The sequence below is a fragment of the Streptomyces parvus genome (assembly GCF_014648875.1).
Taxonomy (GTDB): Bacteria; Actinomycetota; Actinomycetes; order Streptomycetales; family Streptomycetaceae; genus Streptomyces; species Streptomyces parvus.
Map to the genome: position 1 here is coordinate 503539 of NZ_BMRY01000004.1, position 22889 is coordinate 526427.

The 22889-nt window shown below is 72.2% G+C and carries 19 protein-coding genes and 2 pseudogenes; 15 read left to right on the top strand and 6 right to left on the bottom strand.

Features of this window, described 5'->3' with window-relative positions; translation table 11 throughout:
• Positions 1–14: 14 nt before the first annotated feature.
• Entirely contained in the window at positions 15–2144 is a 2130-nt protein-coding gene (gene glgX / locus IE140_RS15780) for a glycogen debranching protein GlgX (RefSeq protein WP_150196644.1), read from the bottom strand.
• Between the two features lie 416 nt (positions 2145–2560).
• On the opposite strand from glgX, the gene IE140_RS15785 reads away from it, so the two are divergent.
• Positions 2561–3796, top strand: coding sequence for a DUF5919 domain-containing protein (locus IE140_RS15785; RefSeq protein ID WP_029182173.1), 1236 nt, complete (start codon positions 2561–2563; stop codon positions 3794–3796).
• 107 nt (positions 3797–3903) lie between these two features.
• Entirely contained in the window at positions 3904–4617 is a 714-nt protein-coding gene (locus IE140_RS15790) for a 3'-5' exonuclease (protein WP_150196645.1), read from the top strand.
• 62 nt (positions 4618–4679) lie between these two features.
• On the opposite strand, the gene IE140_RS15795 is transcribed toward IE140_RS15790, so the two are convergent.
• The 3 genes from IE140_RS15795 to IE140_RS15805 form a co-directional block, all read right to left on the bottom strand.
• Complete coding sequence (locus tag IE140_RS15795; RefSeq protein WP_109180584.1) at positions 4680–5033, bottom strand: DUF4333 domain-containing protein; 354 nt, start codon at positions 5031–5033, stop codon at positions 4680–4682.
• Between the two features lie 84 nt (positions 5034–5117).
• Complete coding sequence (locus IE140_RS15800; RefSeq protein WP_150196646.1) at positions 5118–5630, bottom strand: hypothetical protein; 513 nt, start codon at positions 5628–5630, stop codon at positions 5118–5120.
• A 51-nt stretch (positions 5631–5681) separates the two neighbouring features.
• On the bottom strand, positions 5682–6548 hold the full coding sequence (locus tag IE140_RS15805; protein ID WP_150196647.1) for a phosphotransferase enzyme family protein: 867 nt from the start codon (positions 6546–6548) through the stop codon (positions 5682–5684).
• Positions 6549–6693: 145 nt separating this feature from the next.
• On the opposite strand from IE140_RS15805, the gene IE140_RS15810 reads away from it, so the two are divergent.
• The 7 genes and pseudogenes from IE140_RS15810 to IE140_RS36040 form a co-directional block, all read left to right on the top strand.
• Positions 6694–7707: a carbohydrate ABC transporter permease gene (locus tag IE140_RS15810; RefSeq protein ID WP_150196648.1), complete on the top strand. Its 1014-nt coding sequence runs from the start codon at positions 6694–6696 to the stop codon at positions 7705–7707.
• Positions 7708–7733: 26 nt separating this feature from the next.
• Complete coding sequence (locus IE140_RS15815) at positions 7734–8618, top strand: carbohydrate ABC transporter permease (RefSeq protein ID WP_050487023.1); 885 nt, start codon at positions 7734–7736, stop codon at positions 8616–8618.
• Positions 8618–9916 (top strand): ABC transporter substrate-binding protein, encoded by a 1299-nt coding sequence (locus IE140_RS15820; protein WP_150196649.1) that lies wholly within the window; start codon positions 8618–8620, stop codon positions 9914–9916. The genes IE140_RS15815 and IE140_RS15820 overlap by 1 nt, the downstream gene beginning before the upstream one ends.
• Positions 9916–11182: pseudogene (mgt, locus tag IE140_RS15825) on the top strand (macrolide-inactivating glycosyltransferase). The gene IE140_RS15820 and the pseudogene mgt overlap by 1 nt, the downstream one beginning before the upstream one ends.
• 568 nt (positions 11183–11750) lie before the next feature.
• Positions 11751–12953 (top strand): S8 family peptidase, encoded by a 1203-nt coding sequence (locus tag IE140_RS15830; RefSeq protein WP_109180590.1) that lies wholly within the window; start codon positions 11751–11753, stop codon positions 12951–12953.
• Between the two features lie 171 nt (positions 12954–13124).
• Complete coding sequence (locus tag IE140_RS15835) at positions 13125–13673, top strand: DUF1697 domain-containing protein (RefSeq protein WP_150196650.1); 549 nt, start codon at positions 13125–13127, stop codon at positions 13671–13673.
• Positions 13666–13740, top strand: a pseudogene (locus IE140_RS36040) (DUF4440 domain-containing protein); the annotation flags it as partial. The gene IE140_RS15835 and the pseudogene IE140_RS36040, both read left to right, overlap by 8 nt.
• A gap of 43 nt (positions 13741–13783) precedes the next feature.
• On the opposite strand, the gene IE140_RS15840 reads toward IE140_RS36040, so the two are convergent.
• Entirely contained in the window at positions 13784–14287 is a 504-nt protein-coding gene (locus tag IE140_RS15840; protein WP_032775235.1) for a lamin tail domain-containing protein, read from the bottom strand.
• A gap of 285 nt (positions 14288–14572) precedes the next feature.
• Between IE140_RS15840 and IE140_RS15845 the strand changes: the two genes are divergently transcribed.
• The 6 genes from IE140_RS15845 (at position 14573) to IE140_RS15870 (ending at position 22333) form a co-directional block, all read left to right on the top strand.
• Positions 14573–16264, top strand: a complete 1692-nt coding sequence (locus IE140_RS15845) for an ABC transporter ATP-binding protein (RefSeq protein WP_150196651.1) — start codon at positions 14573–14575, stop codon at positions 16262–16264.
• The gene (locus IE140_RS15850) at positions 16261–18066 is read left to right on the top strand and encodes an ABC transporter ATP-binding protein (protein WP_150196652.1); all 1806 of its coding nucleotides are present in this window, start codon (positions 16261–16263) and stop codon (positions 18064–18066) included. Before IE140_RS15845 ends, IE140_RS15850 begins: the two co-directional genes overlap by 4 nt.
• A 73-nt stretch (positions 18067–18139) precedes the next feature.
• Positions 18140–19198 carry an iron-siderophore ABC transporter substrate-binding protein gene (locus IE140_RS15855; protein ID WP_093445101.1) on the top strand — a complete coding sequence of 353 codons (1059 nt, stop codon included), beginning with the start codon at positions 18140–18142 and terminating at the stop codon, positions 19196–19198.
• 88 nt (positions 19199–19286) lie between these two features.
• Positions 19287–20312 (top strand): FecCD family ABC transporter permease, encoded by a 1026-nt coding sequence (locus IE140_RS15860; RefSeq protein ID WP_093445100.1) that lies wholly within the window; start codon positions 19287–19289, stop codon positions 20310–20312.
• 2 nt (positions 20313–20314) lie between these two features.
• On the top strand, positions 20315–21490 hold the full coding sequence (locus tag IE140_RS15865) for a FecCD family ABC transporter permease (protein ID WP_229826808.1): 1176 nt from the start codon (positions 20315–20317) through the stop codon (positions 21488–21490).
• Between the two features lie 3 nt (positions 21491–21493).
• Complete coding sequence (locus tag IE140_RS15870) at positions 21494–22333, top strand: ABC transporter ATP-binding protein (RefSeq protein WP_150194239.1); 840 nt, start codon at positions 21494–21496, stop codon at positions 22331–22333.
• Positions 22334–22381: 48 nt separating this feature from the next.
• Here the strand turns inward: IE140_RS15870 and IE140_RS15875 are convergent, their stop codons facing one another.
• On the bottom strand, positions 22382–22858 hold the full coding sequence (locus tag IE140_RS15875) for a hypothetical protein (protein WP_167533472.1): 477 nt from the start codon (positions 22856–22858) through the stop codon (positions 22382–22384).
• Positions 22859–22889 lie beyond the last annotated feature (31 nt).

Here is a 22889-nt window from a genome sequence, read left to right on the forward strand (position 1 = left end):
CCACCCCCTGGGCCTCAGGCGGGCCGCTTCAGCACCGTCAGGCTGCGCCCGATCAGCGTGACCCGCTCGCCCTCGGCCACCTTCGCCCCCGTGCCCGGCTCCACCCCGTCCGGGCGCGCGGTGTCCACGACGACCTGCCACTGTTCCCCGTGGTCGACCGGGACGGCGAATTCCAGGGTCTCGGCGCTCGCGTTGAACATCAGGAGGAACGAGTCGTCGGAGATCCGCTCGCCGCGCGGCCCCGGCTCCGAGATCGCGTGCCCGTTGAGGAACACGGTCATCGCCTTGGCGTGCGCCGCCTGCCAGTCCTGCTGCGTCATCTCCTCGCCCTCGGGGGTGAACCAGGCGATGTCGGACAGTTCGTCGTGGGTGCCCTCCACCGGCCGCCCGTGGAAGAAGCGGCGGCGCCGGAAGACCGGGTGGTCGCGGCGCAGCCACACCATCGCCCGGGTGAACTCCAGCAGGGTGGAGGCGGGGGCGTCGGCCGGCTCGTCCGGGTCGGGCCAGTGCACCCAGGCCAGCTTGTTGTCCTGGCAGTAGGCGTTGTTGTTGCCCTTCTGCGTACGGGCGAACTCGTCGCCGTGGCTCAGCATCGGCACGCCCTGCGACAGCATCAGCGTCGCGATGAAGTTCCGCATCTGGCGGGCCCGCAGCTCCAGGACCTCCGGGTCGTCGCTCTCGCCCTCCGCCCCGCAGTTCCAGGACCGGTTGTGGCTCTCGCCGTCCCGGTTGTCCTCCCCGTTGGCGTCGTTGCGCTTCTCGTTGTACGAGACGAGGTCGTGGAGGGTGAAGCCGTCGTGGCAGGTGGTGAAGTTGATCGAGGCGAGCGGGCGGCGGCCGTCGTCCTGGTAGAGGTCGGAGGAGCCGGTGAGGCGGCCCGCGAACTCCGCCAGCGTGCGCGGCTCGCCCCGCCACAGATCGCGGACCGTGTCGCGGTACTTGCCGTTCCACTCGGTCCACAGCGGCGGGAAGTTGCCCACCTGATAGCCGCCCTCGCCGACGTCCCACGGTTCGGCGATCAGCTTCACCTGGCTGACCACCGGGTCCTGCTGTACCAGGTCGAAGAACGAGGACAGCCGGTCCACCTCGTGGAACTGGCGGGCGAGCGTGGCCGCCAGATCGAAGCGGAAGCCGTCCACATGCATCTCGGTCACCCAGTACCGCAGCGAGTCCATGATCATCTGGAGGACGTGCGGGGACCGCATGAGCAGGGAGTTTCCCGTGCCCGTGGTGTCCATGTAATAGCGCTGGTCGTCGGTCAGCCGGTAGTAGGAGGCGTTGTCGAGACCGCGGAAGGAGAGCGTGGGTCCGAGGTGGTTGCCCTCGGCGGTGTGGTTGTAGACCACGTCGAGGATGACCTCGATGCCCGCCTGGTGGAGCGCCTTCACCGCCTGTTTGAACTCCAGGACCTGTTCGCCGCGGTCGCCCCAGGAGGCGTAGGTGTTGTGCGGGGCGAAGAAGCCGATGGTGTTGTAGCCCCAGTAGTTGGCCAGCCCCATGTCCGCCAGCCGGTGGTCCTGGACGAACTGGTGAACGGGCATCAGTTCGATCGCGGTGACGCCCAGTTCGGTGAGGTGGGCGATCACCTCCGGGTGCGCGAGCCCCGCGTACGTACCGCGCAGCTCGGGCGGAAGACCCGGGTGCAGCATGGTCAGGCCCTTCACATGGGCCTCGTAGATCACGGTCCGGTGGTAGTCGGTCCGGGGGCGGCGGTCGTCGCCCCAGTCGAAGTACGGGTTGACCACCACCGAGCTCATGGTGTGCGGGGCGGAGTCGAGGTCGTTGCGGGCGTCCGGCCTCCCGAAGGGGTAGCCGTACACCGCCTCGCCCCAGTCGATCTTCCCGGCGACCGCACGGGCGTACGGGTCGAGCAGCAGCTTCGCGGAGTTGCACCGCGTCCCGCGCTGGGGTTCGTAGGGCCCGTGCACCCGGAAGCCGTACCGCTGACCCGGCATCACCCCGGGCAGATAGGCGTGGCGCACGAAGGCGTCGGTCTCGCGGAGCTCCACCGCCGTTTCTGAACCGTCGTCGTGCAACAGGCACAACTCGATCCGGTGGGCGGCCTCGGAGAAGACCGCGAAATTGGTGCCGGCGCCGTCGTACGTGGCGCCGAGGGGGTAAGCGTGTCCCGGCCAGACCTGCATGATGAAGACTCTTCCACTTCTGATCCGGGTGCGGTGGCTTTCCTCGGCCCGATGCTCCTCGAAGACTTCCCGAATACGTCCCGAATCTTCCCCGAAAACGGGGCGCTCACCTAGGACGTCGCGCGGTGCGGCCGCATCCCGTCGCCGGGCCCCGGCCGCACCGGTCAACTTCGGACACGCCCGTGCCGCCCCGGACGTGCATGCGGACCCCGCAGTCGGGAGTGCGTCCGGTTTCCGCGCCGGGGGCGGGGGTCCAATCACTATGAATCCGCTCACTCCACCCGATCTCGCCGCAAGGAACAAGCCTTACGATCAGGGGAGTTGAGAAAGTCGCCTGCGCATCGGGCTGCGTCGGATCACGCTCCCGGAGTACCCTTCCTTGATCGTTGGGTGGGGGAGTGGAAGGCGGTAAGCGGGTGAGCTCGGGAGGGTTCGAGCTACCCCCAGGTGACGCAGGTCACGAGGGGGAATCGACCGATGCCCCGCCCGGGGCGGTGTCCCTCGCGCAGCCCATGGAGATAGGCGCCGAGCTGGACTGGGGATCCGAGGCCTGGGGCGAGGTGCGCACCCGCGCCCAGCGGGCCGGGCGGGCGTATATCTGGCTGAATCTGGTCGAACAGCGCCTGCGGGCCGTCGTCGCCGCGGTGCTCCGGCCGATCTACGAGCCGGTGCACGGCGAGGAGTGGGTGGTGGCCGCGGCCGGACCCGCCGGGCAGGAGTGGGTGCAGCGCGCCGTCGCCGTGCGCGAGGTCTCGCGCCGCAAGGGCTATCTGCTCGACCCGGCCGACGACAACGTCCTCAGCTTCCTGACGCTGCCGCAGCTGCGCGAGCTGATGGTCCAGCACTGGCCGTGCTTCGAGCCGTACTTCGACGACCGGCGCGATGTCGAGCTGGCCCTGGACGAGCTGGAGGTCGCGCGCAACGTGGTCTCCCGCAACCGGGCGCTGAACGAGGCGGTCCTCGCCCAGGCGGAACGGGCCTCCGCCCGCCTGCTCGACATCCTCGGCAGCGGGGCCGGGGTGCCGTCGGCCGACCGACTGCCGGTGGACGCCGTGGAGGAGCTGGTCGGCGACCGGTACGCGGACGTGGTCTCCGTCCACCCCGACCGGGTCCGGCTCCAGCGCCAGCTGCCCGCCGAAGACCTCTTCGGCGGGGCGCGCCGGCTCGACGCCATCGGGATCGGCCTCAACCTGCTCGTGCAGAACTTCTCCGGCCGCCGGCTCGTGCGGCTCGCGGAGTCGGGCTGCCGGGTCCGGCTGCTCTTCATCAACCCGGCCAGCAGCGCGGTGCGCCGCCGTGAGCGGGAACTCGGCCTCAAGAAGGGCGAGCTGAGCCGCTCGGTGGAGATGAACATCCTCCACATGCGCCGCGTCCGCTCCAAGCTCCGCGACCCCGGCGCGTTCCAGATCCAGGTCTTCGACGAGACCCCGCGCTTCACCGCCTACCTGGTGGACGGCGACGGTCCGGACGCGGTGGGCGTCGTCCAGCCCTATCTGCGGCGGGCCCGGGGCATGGAGGCGCCGGTGCTGGTGCTGCGCGGCGGGGGCCGGCGCACGGTGGTGCGGGAGGGCCAGGACAACGAGCACGGGCTCTTCGAGACGTACCGCGAGGAGTTCGAATCGGTCTGGACGGACTCCCGGCCGGTCTCCTGACCCTGCTGCCCTTCCTGACCCTCCACCGGGTCTGTCAGTGGCCCGTGCGAAGGTGGTCATCACTCGGGGGGAGCACCACGGGGGAGCACCACGAAGGAGGTATCGGGATGAGCTGGCACCGGGGCACACTGGTCGGCTTCGACCTGGAGACGACGGGGACCGACGTCGAGAGCGACCGGATCGTCACCGCCGCACTCGTCCGGCTGGATCCGGACGGCACGGTCGCCGGGCAGCGGACCTGGCTGCTCGATCCGGGCGTGGTGATACCGGAGCAGGCGTCCGCGATCCACGGCATCGGCACGGACCACGCCCGCAAGCACGGCACCCGGGCCGCCTCGGCCGTCGAGGAGATCGCCCACGCGGTCGCCGAGGTGCTGCGTTCGGACGTCCCGCTGGTGGTGATGAACGCCCGCTACGACCTCTCGCTGCTGGACCGCGAGTGCCGCAGGTACGGACTGCCGTCGGTCGAGGAGCGGGTCGGCGGCGCGCCGTCACCCGTCATCGACCCGCTGGTCATCGACAAGCACGTCGACAAGTACCGCAAGGGCAAGCGTGCCCTCCAGGCGCTGTGCGACCACTACGGGGTCACGCTCGACGGAGCCCACGACGCGACCGCCGACGCGGTGGCCGCGGTGCGCGTGGTACGCCGGATGGGAGAGCGCCACCGGCCCGTCGCCACGCTGCCCCCCGACGAACTGCACGCCCTTCAGATACGGGCGGCGGCCGAACAGTCGGCCTCGCTCCAGGCCTATCTGCGGCGCACGAGCGACCCGGCGGCGGTGGTCGAGTCGGCGTGGCCACTGATCCCGCGCAGCGGCTGAGCGGGACGGCCGCCGAGCGGACCCCGCCGCTCGGTCCCCGGACGCGCTGACCGTTCGCGGCGTCAGTTCGGGGCAGGGGAAGCCGTTTCGTCGGCCTTGATGTCGAAGTTGATCTTGTCCCCCTCGACCGAGGTCACCTTCACCGACACACCCAGGGTGCTGCCGTCCTTCGCCGTGAGCGTGCAGCGGGTGGTGGCGCCGACCTTCCCGGCGAGGTCCTCGGGGCAGGTGATGTCAGGCTTTGGCTGGTTGGTGGTGGCCGCGAGCTTTTCGGAGACGGTCGTGGCGAGCTTGTCCGCAGGCAGCTTCGGCTCCGAGTTCCCTACGGTGACCGACCCCGAACAGCCGACGAGCAGCGCGCCTGCGGCCACGGCCGAGAGGCTCCACGTCACTGCGGTCGAACGGGCTATGGGCACGGGTGTTCCCTTCGGACGGCGTGCGACGGTCGGGCGGAAGCATACGCGGCACCCGTGCCGCCGGCAGGCCGCTGACGGGCCCGCTCAGAGCTTGCCGAAGACCACGCCGCGCCAGGTCCAGCCCGCGTCCAGGGTGGTGTTCCGGAGCGGGTCCGTCAGGTGTGCGCTGTCGAAGCTGAAGGACTCGGTCGCCTCCAGGCGGCCGCTCTCGCCCCGTTGGAGCGTGTACCGGCGCGAGATGGTCCTGCCCCCGCCACGCCCGTACGTCCCCGAAGCCTTCAGGCGCGGAGGATTTCCGACGCGGGTGACTTCCCAGCTCTCCTCGATGGCGCGTACCTCGGGGACGTCCTCGGCGAGGCGCATCCGGATCCGGATGGCGTGGGTCAGCTGGGACTGGACGAAGACGTGCTGCCAGGTGGGCTCGGCGATCCGCCACTCGGCCACCAGATCGGCGCCGTGCGCCGAGCCGTCGCTGATGACGTAGGGGACGTCCGGGCCGTTCAGGGCGAGCAGGGCCTTCCGCAAGTCCCCCGCCGGGCGTGGCGCAACCCCCGCCTCGGGGTGTTTCGTTCCGGTCAGCTTGTCGAAGAATCCCATGAGGTCAACCTAGGGGATCGCAGAGCCCGTAACCGCCCGCCCCCGGGCCGGTCAGAACGGGTACCAGCGGACCTCGGGGTCACCCTCGCGCAGGGACGCCACCCGGCGGCGGAACTCCGCGAGCGCCTTCGGGTTGGCCGGGGCGTGCTGGGAGACCCAGGCGCAGCTCGCCGTCTCGCGGGCGCCGCGCAGGACCGCGCATCCCTCCCACTCCCGGACGTCCCAGCCGTACGCGGCGGTGAAGGCGTCGTAGGCCGCCGGGTCCAGACCGTAGCGGTCGCGGGAGAGCGCGAGGACGACCAGGTCGTGTTCCCGCAGGTCCGCGGAGAACGTCTCCAGGTCGACCAGGACCGGGCCGTCCGGGCCGACATGGACGTTGCGCGGGAGCGCGTCGCCGTGGATCGGGCCCGGCGGGAGGTGGGGGACCAGGGCGGCGGCCGCGGCCGCGAAGCCGTCGCGGCGCTCGCGGAGGTAGTCCGCGTCCGCCGGGTCGATCGCGTCGCCCGCCAGGGTCAGCCAGCGCTCGACCCCGCCGAGCAGCTCGCGGCGCGGCAGCGTGAAGTCCGTCGGGGCGGGCAGCGCGTGCACCAGGGTCAGCAGCGGGGCGAGGTCGCGCGGTTCGGCGGGGCGTACGGCGTCCGGGAGCCGGTGCCACAGCGTCACCGGGTGGCCCTCGACCAGCCGGGCCCCGTGCTCGGCCGCGCGGACGGCCGGGACACCGGCCGCGGCGAGCCAGTCGGCGAGCGCCACCTCCCGCTCGGCCCGGGCGCGCAGCTCGGGGTGGCCGGTGGCGTCCCGGCCGACCTTGATCACCAGGTCGCCGGCGGCGAACACCGCGTTCTCGCCCAGCGCGAGCAGCTCCGCCGCACCGGAGAACCCGGCGGCCGTCAGTACCTCGCGCGCACGCATCTCGTCCATGGGTGCGATTTTCGCATCCGCGCAGGCCACCTTGACGAACCGACGACCCGTCAGCACGATGACGGAGGCCTCCCGGGCAGCCGGAACGGGATGAAGTCCGCCTCAGGCGCACGATCAGGTAGATACGGGACAGAGGGGGCTTCTCGTGACATCGGTGACCGCGACGAAGCGGTCCGGACCGGACGACCCGCACGGCGGGCGCAGCGGACGGGACGGACACGGCGGACAGGGAGGGCGGCCGCGGAAGGGCTGGCGGCCGGGACCCCCGGGGCCGCCCCGGGGCAAGGCGTTCGGGGACCGGGCCGCCTGGTTCCTGGTGCTGCCCGCGCTCATCCCGATCCTGATCCTCAGCGTCGGACCGCTCCTCTACGGCATCGCGCTCGCCTTCACCGACGCCCAGTCCGGCCGGACCCGCTCCACCCAGTGGATCGGCACCCTCAACTTCCAGGACCTGCTGCACGACACCCTGTTCTGGGACTCGTTCCGGATCGGCCTGGTCTGGGCCGTCGGCGTCACCGTCCCGCAGTTCCTCCTGGCCCTCGGCCTCGCCCTGCTGCTCAACCAGAACCTGCGGCTGCGCTGGCTGGCCCGGGCGCTGGCGATCGTCCCGTGGGCGATGCCCGAGGTCGTCGTCGGCATCATGTGGCGGCTCGTCTACAACCCGGACGCCGGCATCCTCAACGAGACCATCCGCGACCTCGGACTCGGCGACGGGCGGGACTGGCTGACCGGCCTCGCCACCGCGCTGCCCGCCGTCATCCTCGTCGGCATCTGGGCGGGCATGCCCCAGACCACCGTGGCCCTGCTCGCCGGACTCCAGAACACCCCGCGCGAACTCCACGAGGCGGCCGCCCTGGACGGCGCGGGTGCCTGGCGCCGGTTCCGTACGGTCACCTGGCCCGCGATCAAGCCCATCGCGCTCGCGATCTCCGCGCTCAACCTGATCTGGAACTTCAACTCGTTCGCCCTGGTCTACGTCCTGACCAGCGGCGGACCCGGGGGCCGGACCCGGCTGCCGATGCTCTTCGCCTACGAGGAGGCCTTCCGCTACGGGCAGTTCGGCTACGCCGCGGCGATGGGCTGTGTGATGGTCGCGGTGATCTCCGTACTCCTCGCCCTCTACCTCGTCGGCCGGCTCAGAGGAGGCGAGGACCGATGAGGCGAGCACCGGAGAGGCGGGGGCCGATGAGGCGTGGGCTGCTGACACGCGGAGCGCCCGACCGTGAGTCCACCGGGCTGCGGACCGGCAGGGCCGCGCGCGCCGGGCAGTACCTGGCCCTCCTGGCGTATCTGGTCTTCCTGGCGTTCCCGTTCGTATGGCTGATCTCGACCGCCTTCAAACCCGCCCGCGAACTGGGCTCGCTGCACCCCACCTGGATCCCCGAGAACCCGACCTTGGACAACTTCCGGCAGGCCTTCGACGAGCAGCCGCTGCTCCAGGCCGCGGGCAACTCGCTGGTCGCCGCCGTCTCCGCCGCGCTGATCGCCGTCGTGATCGCCACCCCGATGGCCTATGTGATGGCCCGCCACCGGGGCCGCCTCGCCACCGCGGCGACCGGCTGGGTCGTGGTCAGCCAGGCGTTCCCGTTCGTCCTGGTGATCATCCCGCTCTTCCTGATCCTGAAGAACCTGCATCTGATCAACACCCTGTGGGGGCTGATCCTCGTCTACGTCGTCTGGTCGCTGCCCTTCGCGCTGTGGATGCTCGCCGGGTACGTACGCGCCGTGCCCACGGAACTGGAGGAGGCCGCCGCCGTGGACGGCGCGGGCCGCGTCCGTACCCTCGTCTCGGTCGTCGCCCCGCTGCTCGCCCCCGGCATCGTCGCCACCGCGCTGTTCGCGTTCATCACCGCATGGAACGAGTTCTTCTTCGCACTCGTCCTGCTCAAGACCCCGGAGAAGCAGACCTTGCCGGTCGTCCTCACCCACTTCCTCGGCGCGGAGGGCGTGGCCGACCTCGGGCCGCTCGCCGCCGCCGCGTTCCTCGCCACCCTCCCCTCCCTCGTGCTCTTCGCCTTCATCCAGCGGCGGATCACCGGCGGGATGACGGCCGGGGCGGTGAAGCACTGATGCGCGCCACTCTCCGGCGGGCGGCCACCGCCGCCGCCGTCCTGGCCCTGCTGCTCACCGGCTGCTCCGGCGGCGGCGACGACGGACGGGACGCGGACGGCACGATCCGGCTGCGGTTCCAGTCGCTGGCCTGGCAGAAGGAGTCCGTCGACGCCAACAAACAGCTGGTGAGGGAGTGGAACGCCGCCCACCCCGACGTCCAGGTGGAGTACGTCCAGGGCAGCTGGGACAGCGTCCACGACCAGCTCCTCACCTCCTTCGAGGGCGGCGAGGCCCCCGACATCATCCACGACGCCTCCGACGACCTGGCCGACTTCGCGTACGGGGGGTACCTCGCCGATCTGCGCCCCCTCCTGCCCGAACGGCTCAAGGCCGACATCCCCGAACAGTCCTGGCGCACCACCACGTTCGGCGAGGGCGTCCACGGGGTGCCCTTCCTCCAGGAGCCCCGCGTTCTGATCGCCAACACGAAGCTGCTGAAGGCCTCGGGCGCGCGCATCCCGACGCCGGAGCGCCCCTGGAGCTGGGAGGAGTTCCGGCAGGTGACGAAGGAGCTGACCGGCAAGGGGCGGTACGGGATCGCCTGGCCGCTCAAGGAGCCCGTCTCCGTCACCCTCAACCTGGGCCTGTCCGGCGGCGGGCAGCTCTTCCACCGCGACGGTGACGGCAAGGCGGTCCTGCGCTTCGAACCGGGCGACGGCGTGGTCACCGGCACCATCCACGACCAGGTCAACACCGACCGCAGCGCGGCCCGCAGCGCCCTGGGCATGGGCGGCTCGGACGCGCTGCCCGGGTTCTTCGGCGGCAGGTACGCGATGCTCCCGCTCGGGTTCTCCTACCGCCAGCAGATCATCCAGCAGGCCCCCGAGGGGTTCGACTGGACGGTCCTGCCGATGCCCGCGGGTGCGGGCGGCCCGGTCCAGGGGGTGAGCCCGCAGACGCTGTCGGTCGCCGAGGAGAGCCCGCACAAGAAGGAGGCCGTCGCGTTCATCGACTTCCTGCTGCGCCCCGCGAACATGGTGCGCCTCGCCCGGGGCGACTGGATGCTGCCCACCGGGACCGAGGCGCTGGCCGATCCGTCGCTGCGGGTGGCCGAGCACGGGTGGGCCGTCGGCGCCGCGCTCGCCGAGGGGCTGCGGCCTGCGCCCGCCCAGTCGGTGCGCGGCTATCCCGAGTGGAAGGACAAGGTGGCGACCCCCGCGTACCAGGAGTTCTACAGCGGTGCGATCGACACCGACGAGCTGAGCAAGAGGCTGGTGGAGGACGGGAATCGGGTGCTGGCCCGCTACCAACGCTGATCCCGGACGGATCCGCACGGAGAAAGAAGTTGCACGAGACGTCTCGTCTCGTTTAGAGTCGCCGGCATGACGGAATCCCCGCGTGCCCACATCGCCATGTTCTCCATCGCCGCCCACGGACATGTGAACCCGAGCCTCGACGTCATCCGCGAGCTCGTCGACCGTGGACACCGTGTCAGCTACGCCATCCCCGCGTCCTTCGCGGAGAAGGTCGCCGCCACCGGCGCCGAGCCGGTGATCTGGACCTCGACCCTGCCGACCGACGACGACCCCGACGCCTGGGGGACGGAGCTGATCGACAACATCGAACCCTTCCTCGCCGACGCCATCCAGGCCCTCCCGCAGCTCGCGGAGGCCTTCGCGGGCGACGAGCCCGACCTCGTCCTGCACGACATCACCTCCTATCCCGCCCGCGTCCTCGCCCACCGCTGGGGCGTCCCCGCCGTCTCCCTCTGGCCCAACCTGGTCCCCTGGGACGGGTACGAGAAGGAGGTCGGCGAGCCGATGACCGCCGAGCTGAAGCAGACCGAGCGCGGCAAGGCGTACTACGCGCGCTTCGAGAGCTGGCTCACCGAGAACGGCCTCGGCCACGTCCCCAGCGACGACTTCGTGGCCCGCCCGCGCCGCGGCCTCGTCCTCATCCCCGAGGCGCTCCAGCCGAACGCGGACCGGGTGAACCGCGAGATGTACACCTTCGTCGGCGCCTGCCAGGGAGACCGGGCCGACCAGGGGGAGTGGCAGCGGCCCGCCGGCGCCGAGAAGGTGCTGCTGGTCTCGCTCGGCTCCTCGTTCACCAAGCAGCCCGCCTTCTACCGCGAGTGCGTCGCGGCCTTCGGTGACCTGCCCGGCTGGCATGTGGTGCTCCAGATCGGTGCGCACGTCGACCCCGCCGAACTCGGCGACGTACCCGGCAATGTGGACGTACGTACCTGGGTTCCGCAGCTGGCCGTCCTCAAGCAGGCCGACGCCTTCATCACCCACGCCGGCGCGGGCGGCAGTCAGGAGGGGCTCGCCACGGGCACCCCGATGGTCGCCGTACCGCAGGCCGTCGACCAGTTCGGCAACGCGGACATGCTCCAGTCCCTGGGTGTGGCCCGGCATCTGCCGATGGAGGAAGCGGACGCGGCGAGCCTGCGCGAGGCCGTGCTCGCCCTCGTGGACGATCCCGAAGTCGCCGCCCGGTGCGCACGCCTGAGCGAGCAGATGGCGCGGGAGGGCGGCACGCCGAGGGCCGCCGACCTCATCGAGGCGGAGCTGTCGCGCTGAGCGGATCCGCCTGACTGGTATCCGGACGTTCTCCGTCCCGCCCCGACCGCCGCGACCTGCGGTTACCCGGGGCGGGACGCTTCTGTTACGGCTCCGTGAACCCGATGTCGCGGCGGAGGCGGTCGGCGCATCTGCACGCACGCCCTCGCGATTTCACACCCGGGACCGGGCGTTCACCCCTCATGCGCACACCTTCACGGGTCTTCACGTGTCTTCACGCATGGTCACTCCTGCCCCAGAGGGCTCGGGGAGGGTGCCGACGCCGGGCGGGCGATCAGCGCTCCGCGCCTCAAGTTCCGCTCTGAACAGGGGATATGCGGGGTGGAACGGTCCTCCCGGGGTGGCCGCGGAGCCGCCGATCCGGGCGAGGTAACCGCACGGTCGGGCTCCGCGGCCGTTGTGACCAGCCAGGGCCGATTTCTTATTACGAAACCTTGTTGAGCAAGTCACACCTCCATGAAGGTCTTGATCTGTGCTCGTCAATCGGTCAGGGTTTCGAGCCAGCCCCCGGAGATCTTCCGGCCGAGGGCCAATCCCCCCACAAAGAATGACGAGGAGAACCCTCTTCATGGCCAAGCACCAGCGCACCCGTCGCATCAAGCTCACCGCCGCGATCACCGCCGTGGCGGCCGCCGCCGGAGTCACCCTTCTCGGAACCTCGTTCGCGGGAGCCGCACCGGCCCCCATGGGGACGGTGTACGGCACCGACGCCGCGACCGCGGTCTCCGGCAGCTACATCGTCATGCTGGACGAGAAGAAGGCCGACAAGTCGGAGCTCGCCAAGGAGTACGGCGGCAAGCTCAAGCGCGACTACAACTCCAGCATCAACGGCTTCTCCGCCAGCGGCCTTTCGGAGACCGAGGCCAAGCGCCTCGCCGCCGACCCGGCCGTCGCGAAGGTGGTGCAGAACAAGAAGTTCAGCATCAACGCCACCCAGGAGAACCCGCCGTCGTGGGGCCTGGACCGGATCGACCAGACCGAGACCGCGGGCGACAGCGCCTACACCTACCCGGACTCCGGCGGTGAGGGCGTCACCGCGTACGTCATCGACACCGGTGTGCGTGTCACCCACGAGGACTTCGAGGGCCGCGCCACCTCCGGCTTCGACGCCGTCGACAACGACGACGACGCCGACGACGGCAACGGGCACGGCACCCACGTGGCGGGCACCATAGCCGGGGCCGCGCACGGCGTCGCCAAGAAGGCGAACATCGTGGGCGTCCGCGTCCTCGACGACAACGGTTCGGGCACCACCGAGCAGGTCATCGCCGGCATCGACTGGGTCACCGCCAACGCCAAGGGCCCGTCCGTCGCCAACATGAGCCTCGGCGGCGGGGCCGACCCGGCCCTCGACGCGGCGGTCCAGAAGGCCATCGCCGCGGGCATCACCTTCGGCGTGGCCGCCGGGAACGAGTCCAGCGACGCCGGCCAGGGCTCGCCCTCCCGCGTCCCCGAGGCGATCACCGTCGCCTCGTCCACGGAGGCCGACGAGCAGTCGGACTTCTCCAACCACGGCTCCATCGTGGACATCTACGCCCCGGGCTCGGACATCACGTCGACCTGGAACGACAGCGACAGCGGCACCAACACCATCTCGGGTACGTCCATGGCCACCCCGCACGTCGTCGGCGCGGCCGCCGTCTACCTGGCGGGCCACCAGGACGCCACCCCGGAGGCCGTCGCCACGGCGCTGACCGAGGGAGCCACCCCGGACGCCATCAGCAACGCCACCGAGGGCACGCCGAACCTGCTCCTCAAGGTCGTCGAGTAATACCCGGTCACGCGTAATACCCGGTCGGGACCCCGGTCCCGACCGGACGCCGGGCGGCGGTGGACACACCCCCCACCGCCCGGCCACCGTCCGCACAGCAGCCGCCGCGCTCGCCCCCACGGGGCGCGGCGGCTGCGGCGTGTCCGGGATATCGACCTAGGGTGGGTGGCCATGACGACGACGTACGCAGCGCTCCTGCGCGGGATCAACGTGGGCGGCAGCAAGAAGGTCCCGATGCCCGAACTGCGCGATGTGCTCGCCGGGCTGGGGCACACCGGCATCGCCACCCACCTGCAGAGCGGCAACGCCGTCTTCCGCAGCGACAGCGAGGACGCCGACGCCCTTGCCGCGGCGCTCGAACAGGCCCTGCACGAGCGGTTCGGGTTCGCCGTCGACTGTCTCGTCCGGGACGCCGCGTATCTCGCGGCCGTCGCCGACGCCTGCCCCTTCCCCGCCGCCGAACTGGAGGGCAAGCAGCTCCACGTCACCTACTTCGACCGGCCCGTGGACGCGAGCCGCTTCGCGGACCTGGACGCGGAAGCGTTCCTGCCGGAGGAGTTCCGGCTCGGCGACCGCTGTATGTACCTGTACGCCCCGGACGGCCTCGGCCGCTCCAAGCTGGCCGTCGCGCTGGGCCGCCCCCGCCATGTCAAGGGCCTCGTCGCCACCTCCCGAAACTGGAACACCGTGGCCCAGTTGGTGGAGCTGACTCGTGACTGAGCCGTCGCCCGCCGTGGCAGCGGCCATCGAGGGCGAGCCGCGCCTGCTGGACCCGGCGGGACGGGCCGGGCGGCACCCCTTCCCGAGGGCTGCCGCCGGCCGTCAGCGGCTCATCCGTGGTAGGTGATGTAGCCGTTGCCGTCGCGGTCGTTGGACTTCTTGGTGTACGAGTGGACGTCGGCACGGGCGCCGGAGGGCTTGTACAGGTAGATGGTGTCCTTGTCGTTGTTCCAGATGAAGTTGCAGTTCTGGCGGTAGACGACGTTCTTGGCGTCGGAGTCGGTGCCGCGGTTGCCGCGCAGCTTTATGTAGTCGCCGGGCTGCAGCTTGTGGGTCGCCGGGAAGGTGAACCTGTTTCCGGCGGCGTCCTTGACGACGTAGCCCCGGAGGTTCACGGTCGTGCTGCGCGAGTAGTTCTTGATCGTCAGGTACTCGTTCTTGGTGTTGCCACCGGAGCACTTGTTGGAGTCCCGCCCGGGGGCGTCGTACTGGACACCCTTGATCTTCAGGGCCGAAGAATACTCGGCGGCCTGGGCCGGAGCGGCGGCCACGAGGCCGAGTGCGAGGACCGAAGCGGCGGTGGCGGCGGCGGTCAGGGCATGACGGACATGCATAAGGAGTCCCCCCTCAATGGTGCGAGTGCAGCGTCCAGGAGCTTACCGAGACTTGTGACCTTTCAGTGAAGGAATGAGAGGGAAGGTGTGTGCACAGGTGTCTCCGGGGTTTGAGCCCCGCCGGGCGGGCGTGCCGTCCGGTCCCCGGACGCGTCTTCCGGATCTGAGAGAGGGGCCGGGGGTCCCCACCACCGGGCGAGCAGGTTAGCCTTGCCTTCGTTTGGCTGGAGGAAGGTGGCCTGAAATCCCCCTCCACCGTTCGTAGACATGCTGAGGAGCAGGTGAGTGGGGGCTGACAGCGCCGGGCGCGGCGTCATACGCCGAGCTGTCGCGGGACAGCGTCGGGACGTCACGGTCGGATCGGTCCTGGGCGCCTGCCACCAGATCGGCGAGGCGCTCGTCCCCGTACTCATCGGGCTGATCGTCGACCGCGCCGTGGTGCGCCCCGACGGGGGAGCCCTGGCGGTCTGGCTGCTGGTCCTCGCCGTCGTCTACACCCTGCTCTCCTTCGGCTTCCGCTTCGGCGCCCGCGCCGGTGAGCGCGCCGCCGAACAGGCCGCCCACGAGCTGCGCCTCGACGTCGTACGCCGGGTCCTCGCCCCGCACGGCGGCGCGGAGGCCGGCCGCCCGCCCGGGGCGCTGGTGAACGTGGCCACCGAGGACGCCCGCCGCGTCGGGGCCGTCAACATGGCCCTGACCCTCGGCATCGCCGCCGTCGTCGGAGTCGTCGCGGGCGCGGTGCTCCTGCTCCGCGCCTCCCTGCCCCTCGGGCTCCTCGTCCTGATCGGCGCCCCGGTCCTGATGGCGCTCGGCCACTTCCTGGCCCGGCCCCTGGAGCACCGCAGCGAGGCCGAACAGGAACAGGCCGCCCACGCCTCCGGGGTGGCCGCCGACCTGGTCGCCGGGGTCCGCGTGCTCAAGGGCCTGCGGGCCGAGCGCGCCGCCGTCGACCGCTACCGCGCCACCAGCCAGGCCTCCCGCGACGCCAATGTGCGCGCAGCCCGCGCCGCCGCCCTCCAGACCGGCCTGATGCTGACGCTGACCGGCTCGTTCATCGCGCTCGTCGCCCTCGTCGGCGGCCGCCTGGTCCTCAGCGGCTCCATCGGCCTCGGCGCCCTCGTCTCCGCCGTCGGCCTCGCCCTCTTCCTGCCCGGACCGATCAGCGTGCTGGCCTGGGTCGGCGCCGAACTGGCCAAGGGCCGCGCCTCCGCCGCCCGGATCGCCGACGTGCTGGCCGCCCCGGGCGAGACGACCGGCGGCTCCGCCGAACCGGCCGCCCACGCCCCCGGCGAACTGCGCCTGAACGGACTCGGCCACGCCGGCCTCGACGCCCTCGACCTGACCGTCCGCCCCGGCGAACACCTCGGCGTCGTCGTCACCGACCCGGCCGACGCCGCCACCCTGCTCCACTGCCTGGCCCGCCGCTGCGACCCGGAGCGCGGCAGCGTCGAACTCGACGGCGTCCCCCTCACCGAACTGGCCCCCGCCGCCCTGCGCTCCGTGCTGCTGGTGGCCGAGCACGACGCCCAGCTCTTCGACGGCACCCTCCTGGAGAACGTCACCGCCGCCGCCCCCGCCGGAAGCGACCCGCGCGCCGCGATGGACGCCGCCGCCGTCGACGAAGTGGCCTCCGCCCTGGCCGGCGGCACCGGCGGCCGGATCGGCGAGCGCGGCAGCTCGCTCTCCGGCGGCCAGCGCCAGCGCGTCGCCCTGGCCCGTGCCCTCGCCGCCGACCGCGGCGTCCTCGTCGTCCACGACCCGACCACCGCGGTCGACGCCGCCACCGAGGCCCGGATCGCCGCCGGCATCCGGCGCGCCCGCACCGGCCGCACCACCGTCCTCGTCACCAGCAGCCCCGCCCTGCTCGCCGCCACCGACCGCGTCGTCCTCGTCGACGGCGGCACGATCACCGCCGAGGCCCCGCACGAGGACCTCGTACGCGACCATCCCGCCTACCGCACGGCGGTGCTCACATGACCACTCCCTCGCCCACGGCGGACACCGGCGCCGAGCTGCTCCCCATCGCCACCCCCGCCCGCACCCGGGCCGCCCTGCGCACGCTGATCCGCCCCGACCGGGGCCTCGCCCTGACCGGCCTCGGTATCCTGGTCGCGGCCACCGCCGTCGGCCTCCTCGTCCAGCCGCTGCTGGGCCGGATCGTCGACATCGTCGCCGACGGCCGCCCCGCCGGGGACCTGACCCTCCCGGTCGTCCTCCTCGTCGCGGTCGCCGTCGTCCAAGGCCTCACCACCACGCTCGGGCTCACCCGGATCGCCCGGCTCGGCGAGACCGTACTGGCCCGGCTCCGCGAGCGGTTCGTTGAACGCGCCCTGAACCTCCCCGCCGACCGGCTGGAGCGCGCCGGGGCCGGAGACCTCACCGCCCGCGTCACCGGCGACGTCGCCCGGGTCGCCGAAGCCGTCCGCTCCGCGCTCCCCGAGATGGCCCGCTCCGTCCTCGCGATCCTCCTCACCCTCGGCGCGCTGGCCCTCCTCGACGTACGGTTCCTGCTCGCCGCGCTCCTCGCCGTCCCCGTCCAACTGCTGACCGCCCGCTGGTACGTACGCCGCGCCCTCACCCTCTACGCCGACCAGCGGGTCGCCAACGGGGCCCAGCAGCAACAGCTCCTGGAGACCATCGGCGGCGCCGTGACCGTACGCGGCCACCGGCTGGAGGAGCAGCACACCGAGCGCAGCGCCGGACGCTCGCGCAAGGCCGTCGACCTCACCATGCGCAGCGTCAACCTGGTCCTCGGCTTCTACGGGCGGCTGCACATCGCCGAGTACATCGGCCTGGCCGCCGTCCTGATCGCCGGATTCTGGCTGGTCCGCGACGGAGCGGTGTCGATCGGTACGGCCACCGCCGCCGCCCTCTACTTCCACAGCCTCTTCGGCCCCGTCAACGCCGCGCTCGTGCTGCTCGACGACGCCCAGTCGGCGGCGGCCGGACTGGCCCGGCTGGTCGGCGTGACCGACCTCGCGGAACAGCCGGAGCCGACGGCCGGGAAGGCGGCTCCCGTCTCCGTACCGCAGCAGCGCACCGTTTCTTCCGAAGCCGCCGTCATCGTGCACGAGGTCAGCCACGCCTACGGACCAGGCCGCCCCGTGCTGCACGAGGTCTCCCTCACCCTGAAGGCCGGCGAACACGTCGCGCTCGTCGGGACCAGCGGGGCCGGGAAGTCGACCCTCGCCCGGATCGTCGCCGGCGTCCAGCAGCCCACCACGGGCACGGTCACGGCGCCGGCCGGCACCGGAGAGGCAGCGGTCGTCCTGGTCACCCAGGAAGTCCACGTCTTCACCGGCTCCCTCGCCGAGGACCTCCGGCTCGCCCGCCCCGACGCCTCGGACGCCGACCTGCGCACCGCCCTGTCCACCGTGCACGCCCTGGACTGGGCCGAGGCGCTCCCCGACGGGCTCGCCACCGTCGTCGGCGAGGGCGGCCACCGCCTCGACCCCGCCCGCGCCCAGCAACTGGCCCTTGCCCGGCTCGTCCTGGCCGACCCCGCCCTCGCCGTCCTCGACGAGGCCACCGCCGAGGCGGGCAGCGCGGGCGCCCGGGTCCTCGAACGCTCCGCCGAGGCCGCGCTGGCCGGCCGCACCGCCCTGGTCGTCGCCCACCGCCTCACCCAGGCCGTCGCCGCCGACCGGGTCGTCGTGCTGGAGGCCGGACGCGTCGTCGAGAGCGGCCCGCACGAAGAACTGCGCGACGCGGACGGCCCGTACGCCGCCCTCTGGCGCGCCTGGTCCGGCAGCCGTGCCACCACCGCACCGCACCCCTGACCCGGGCACCCCCGACCCCACGCACCCCCCCGCCCCGTCCCCGGCGAATGCCGTCCTCCCGAAGGAATCCGTCATGTTCCGCATGATCCAGCGCACCCGGCTCACCGCCGTGGCCGCGTCCGCCCTGCTGCTGTTCGGAGCCGCCGCCTGCGGGTCCGGCGAGAGCGACGACAAGGCCGCGCCGTCCGGCGACAGCGCGCCGAAGGGGGCCTTCCCGGTCACCCTCGACCACAAGTACGGCACCACCACCGTCAAGAAGGACCCGCAGCGCATCGTCACCGTCGGCCTCTCCGACCAGGACGCGGTCCTCGCCCTCGGTAAGGTGCCCGTCGGCACGACCGAGTGGTTCGGCGAGTTCAAGGGCGCCATCGGCCCCTGGGCCGAGAAGGCGCTCGGCGACAAGGCGCGCCCCACCGTCCTGCACGACGACGGCACCGGCCCGCAGGTCGAGAAGATCGCCTCGCTCCGCCCCGACCTGATCCTCGCGCTGTACTCGGGCCTCACCAAGGACCAGTACCGCACCCTCTCCAAGATCGCGCCGGTCGTCGCACAGCCGAAGGGCGGCGCGGACTGGGGCATCTCCTGGCAGGACCAGACCACGCAGGTCGGCAAGGCCCTCGGCAAGAGCGACGAGGCGAAGGCGCTGGTCGCCGAGACCGAGAAGCACATCGCCGACGCCGCGGCCGCGCACCCCGAGTTCAAGGGGAAGACGGCGGTCATGGCGACGCCGTACGAGGGCATGTACGTCTACGGCCCGCAGGACAACCGCTCGCGCGTGCTGACCGGCCTCGGCTTCCAGCTCCCGACGGGCCTCGACAAGGTCGTCGGTGACGCGTTCGGCGCCAACATCAGCAAGGAGCGCACCGACCTCCTCGACACGGACGCCGTCGCCTGGATCGTCACCGACCCGGCCAAGGACGCCGAGAAGCTCCACGCCGACCCGCTGTACGGCAAGCTCGACGCGGTCAAGGAGGGCCGCGAGGTCATGATCGAGGAGAGCAGCCACTTCGGCAGCGCCATCTCCTTCGTGACCCCGCTGAGCATCCCGTACACCGTCGACCGCCTGGTTCCGATGCTGGCCGCCGCCGTCGACGGCAAGACGGACACGAAGGTCGTCCACCCCGCGTCCTGACGCCCCCTCCTCCCTTCCGGGCCGCCCCGCAGACGCGGGGCGGCCCGCCCACCCCTCCCGTGAGGAACCGGACCGTGGAGCCAGCCCCGTGACCCGCCCCGCCCGATGGCGTCCCGCCCTGCTCGTGGCCGCGCTCGCCGCGCTGCTGGCCGTGCTCTGCCTGCTCTCGATCGGCCTCGGGGCGCTCAGCATCCCGCCCGGCGATGTGATCAAGGCCCTGACGGGCCGGCCGACCGGCCCCCGGATCGAGGACGTCATCTGGTCCGTGCGCATCCCGCGCACGGCGCTGGGCCTGGCCGCCGGAGCGGCGCTCGGCCTCTCCGGCTGCGTGATGCAGGCGCTGACCCGTAACCCGCTGGCCGACCCCGGCATCCTCGGCGTCAGCGCCGGGGCCGCGTTCGCCATCGTCATCGCCGCCGGGGTCGCCGGGATCGGCTCGCTGTTCGGCTACATCTGGTTCGCCTTCGCCGGGGCCATGGCGGCGAGCGTCGTCGTCTATCTGCTGGGCCGGATGGGGCGTTCGGGGTCGACCCCGGTGAAGCTGGCCCTCGCCGGGGTCGCCGTCACCGCCGTCCTGTCCTCACTGACCAGCGCCGTCGTCCTCACCGACCCGGCCGCGCTGGACCGCTTCCGGTTCTGGTCGGCCGGCTCGCTCGCCGACCAGGACGCCTCCACCGTGCTGCGGATCCTGCCCTTCCTCGGGCTCGGCGCCCTCCTCGCCCTGGCGAGCGCTCCCGCCCTCAACAGCCTCGCCCTCGGCGACGACGTGGCCGCCTCCCTCGGCCGCAAGCTCGGCCTCGTCCGCCTCCAGGGCGTCGTCGCCGTCACCCTGCTCACCGGGGCGGCCGTCGCGGTGATCGGCCCCGTCGTCTTCCTCGGCCTCGTCGTCCCGCACGTCGCCCGGGTCCTCGCCCAGTACGCCGGACTCGGCCCCGACCACCGCTGGCTGCTGCCGCTCTCGGCCGGGCTCGCCGCCGCCCTGCTGCTCGGCGCGGACATCCTCGGCCGGGTGATCGCCCGGCCCGTCGAGGTACAGGCCGGGATCATCGTCGCCTTCATCGGCGGACCGTTCTTCATCGCCCTGGTCCGCCGACGTCGCCTCGCGGAGATCTGACCATGACACCGGACACCCCGCTCTCGAAGACCACCGGGCCCGACGGGCCCACCGACACCGTGCCCGAGAAGACCACCGGACCCGCCGAGTCCACCCGGACCACGGCGACCACCGGGCCCCGCACCCCGCTCCCGAAGGCCGCCGCCCGCCCCTTCCGCCTCGCCTTCCCGCCGCTCTCCGGCACCCTGCGCCCCCGTCAGCTCGCCGTCAGCGCGGGGCTCGTCGTCGCCGTGTTCGCGGCGCTGTGCTGGCACGTCTCCATCGGCGAGTACGGCATCCCGCTCGCCGACGTCGCCCGCGCGCTGACCGGCTCCGGGGACGCGGGCACCCTCCTCGTCGTCCAGGAACTGCGGCTGCCCCGCGCCATGACGGGCCTGCTGGCGGGCATCGCGTTCGGCATGTCCGGCGCGCTCCTCCAGACGATGACCCGCAACCCCCTGGCCAGCCCCGACATGATCGGCCTCACCCAGGGCGCCGGAACGGCCGTCGTCGCGGGCATCGTGCTCGGCTGGGACTTCGGCCTCGGCACCCAGGCACTCGGCCTCTTCGGCGCCCTCGCCAGCGCCCTGATCGTCTACGGGCTCGCCTGGCGGCGCGGCACCACCGGCTACCGCATCATCCTCGTCGGCATCGGCGTCTCCTGGATCTGCCTCAGCGCCACCGACTACCTGCTCGCCCGGGGCGGCCGCTTCCAGGCCCAGGCCGCCCTCGGCTGGCTCGTCGGCAACCTCAACGGCCGCGACTGGCAACAGGCCGAGCCCCTCGCGTACGCCCTTGCCGTCCTGGTCCCCGCCGCCCTGCTCATCGGCCGCCTCATGCGTACGCTGCAACTCGGCGACGACGTGGCCAAGGGGCTCGGCACCCGCGTCCAGACCGTCCGGCTCACCGTCCTGCTCACCGGCGTCGGCCTCGTCGCCTTCGCCACCGCGGCGGCCGGACCCGTGGCGTTCGTGGCGCTCGCCGCCCCGCAGATCGCCCAGCGGCTGTGCCGCACCTCCTGGCCGCCGCCGCTCGCCGCCGGACTCACCGGCGCCTTCGTCGTCCTCGCGTCCGACGTCGTCGCACGCGAACTGATCCCCGGCACCGAACTGCCCGTCGGGATCATCACCGGAGTGCTCGGCGCCCCGGTGCTGCTCTGGCTGCTCATCCGCGTCAACCGCGCGGGCTCAGGAGGCTGACCGATGTCCACCGCCGAACCCGATCTGCGGGCCGAGGGCCTGCACCTGGGCTACGACGACCGCGCCGTCGTCAGCGGCCTCGACCTGGCCGTGCCGCCGGGCCGGATCACCGCCATCGTCGGCGCCAACGCCTGCGGCAAGTCGACCCTGCTGCGCGCCCTGGCCCGCCTCCTCGCGCCCCGCGAAGGCGCGGTCAGCCTGGACGGACGGGCCCTGCACTCCATCCCCACCCGGGAGCTGGCCCAGCAGCTCGGCATCCTCCCGCAGTCGCCGGTCGCCCCCGAGGGCCTCACCGTCATCGACCTGGTCAACCGGGGCCGTTCCCCGCACCAGACGTGGTGGCGGCAGTGGACCAAGGCCGACGAGCAGGCGGTGCACGACGCGCTCGCCGCCACCGGGACCACCGACCTCGCCGGCCGTGCGGTCGACGAACTCTCCGGTGGCCAGCGCCAGCGCGCCTGGATCGCCATGGCCGTCGCCCAGGGCACCCCGGTGCTCCTCCTCGACGAGCCGACGACGTATCTCGACCTCGCCCACCAGATCGACGTGCTGGACCTCGTCGTCGACCTCAACCGGCGCGAGGGACGCACGATCGTCATGGTCCTCCACGACCTCAACCAGGCCTGCCGGTACGCGGACCACGTCATCGCGATGAAGAAGGGCGACATCGTCGCCGAGGGCGCGCCCGCCGATGTGATCACCGCCGAAACGGTCGAGGACGTCTTCGGCCTGCGCTGCCAGGTGACCACGGACCCGGTCAGCCGCACCCCGCTGGTGATCCCGGTCGGCCGCCACCACACCCCGGAGCCGGAGTCCGAGGAGCCGGCCAAGACCCTCGGCTGACGGGCCGCCGCATCTGTCCGCGCGTACGACGGCCCGCCCGATGCGGGCTCAGATGCCCGCCGACGCCATCTCGATGGCGGAGCGGTAGTTGGCGGCCGTCGCGACCACGCAGGCGCGGTAGGTGCGGTTGTCCTTCACCACGAGGAAGTAGTCGCGCAGGTTCTTCCAGTACTGGACGAGGTAGCCGAGGCCCGGGACGAAGCCCGGCGGCCGGGGCACCAGCGCGAACGCCTCGGAGCACCGCAGGATCTGGTCGGTGGCCTGCGAGAGTACGCCGGCGACCTCGGTGTTCATGTTCCAGCCGGCGGCCAGCTGGGGCGTCCAGATGGCGCCCGCGATCTCCCTCAGACTCTCCTGCTCCTCGGGCGTCGGATCGGCCTGGAGCCGGAACGCCTCGGCGACCGGCGGTGTGCCGGTGTGCCCGCTGCCGGCGGCCAGGGCCGGTGCGGCAGCCCCGGCGGTGAGCATCGCCCCGGACAGCGCCAGTGCTAACGCCGGAATCGTCGTGGACCCGCGTCTTCTCATGATGGTTCCCCTCCCGGTCGCCCGCCCAGCC

Bases quoted from the DNA above. Each gene is read 5' to 3' on its own strand.
- IE140_RS15820 (WP_150196649.1), top strand. From the start codon at position 8,618: ATGCGCGCCACTCTCCGGCGGGCGGCCACCGCCGCCGCCGTCCTGGCC.
- IE140_RS15840 (WP_032775235.1), bottom strand. From the start codon at position 14,287: ATGCATGTCCGTCATGCCCTGACCGCCGCCGCCACCGCCGCTTCGGTC.
- IE140_RS15850 (WP_150196652.1), top strand. From the start codon at position 16,261: ATGACCACTCCCTCGCCCACGGCGGACACCGGCGCCGAGCTGCTCCCC.
- IE140_RS15805 (WP_150196647.1), bottom strand. From the start codon at position 6,548: ATGGACGAGATGCGTGCGCGCGAGGTACTGACGGCCGCCGGGTTCTCC.
- IE140_RS15790 (WP_150196645.1), top strand. From the start codon at position 3,904: ATGAGCTGGCACCGGGGCACACTGGTCGGCTTCGACCTGGAGACGACG.
- IE140_RS15815 (WP_050487023.1), top strand. From the start codon at position 7,734: ATGAGGCGTGGGCTGCTGACACGCGGAGCGCCCGACCGTGAGTCCACC.
- IE140_RS15830 (WP_109180590.1), top strand. From the start codon at position 11,751: ATGGCCAAGCACCAGCGCACCCGTCGCATCAAGCTCACCGCCGCGATC.
- IE140_RS15865 (WP_229826808.1), top strand. From the start codon at position 20,315: ATGACACCGGACACCCCGCTCTCGAAGACCACCGGGCCCGACGGGCCC.
- IE140_RS15875 (WP_167533472.1), bottom strand. From the start codon at position 22,858: ATGAGAAGACGCGGGTCCACGACGATTCCGGCGTTAGCACTGGCGCTG.
- IE140_RS15835 (WP_150196650.1), top strand. From the start codon at position 13,125: ATGACGACGACGTACGCAGCGCTCCTGCGCGGGATCAACGTGGGCGGC.
- glgX (WP_150196644.1), bottom strand. From the start codon at position 2,144: ATGCAGGTCTGGCCGGGACACGCTTACCCCCTCGGCGCCACGTACGAC.
- IE140_RS15870 (WP_150194239.1), top strand. From the start codon at position 21,494: ATGTCCACCGCCGAACCCGATCTGCGGGCCGAGGGCCTGCACCTGGGC.
- IE140_RS15800 (WP_150196646.1), bottom strand. From the start codon at position 5,630: ATGGGATTCTTCGACAAGCTGACCGGAACGAAACACCCCGAGGCGGGG.
- IE140_RS15855 (WP_093445101.1), top strand. From the start codon at position 18,140: ATGTTCCGCATGATCCAGCGCACCCGGCTCACCGCCGTGGCCGCGTCC.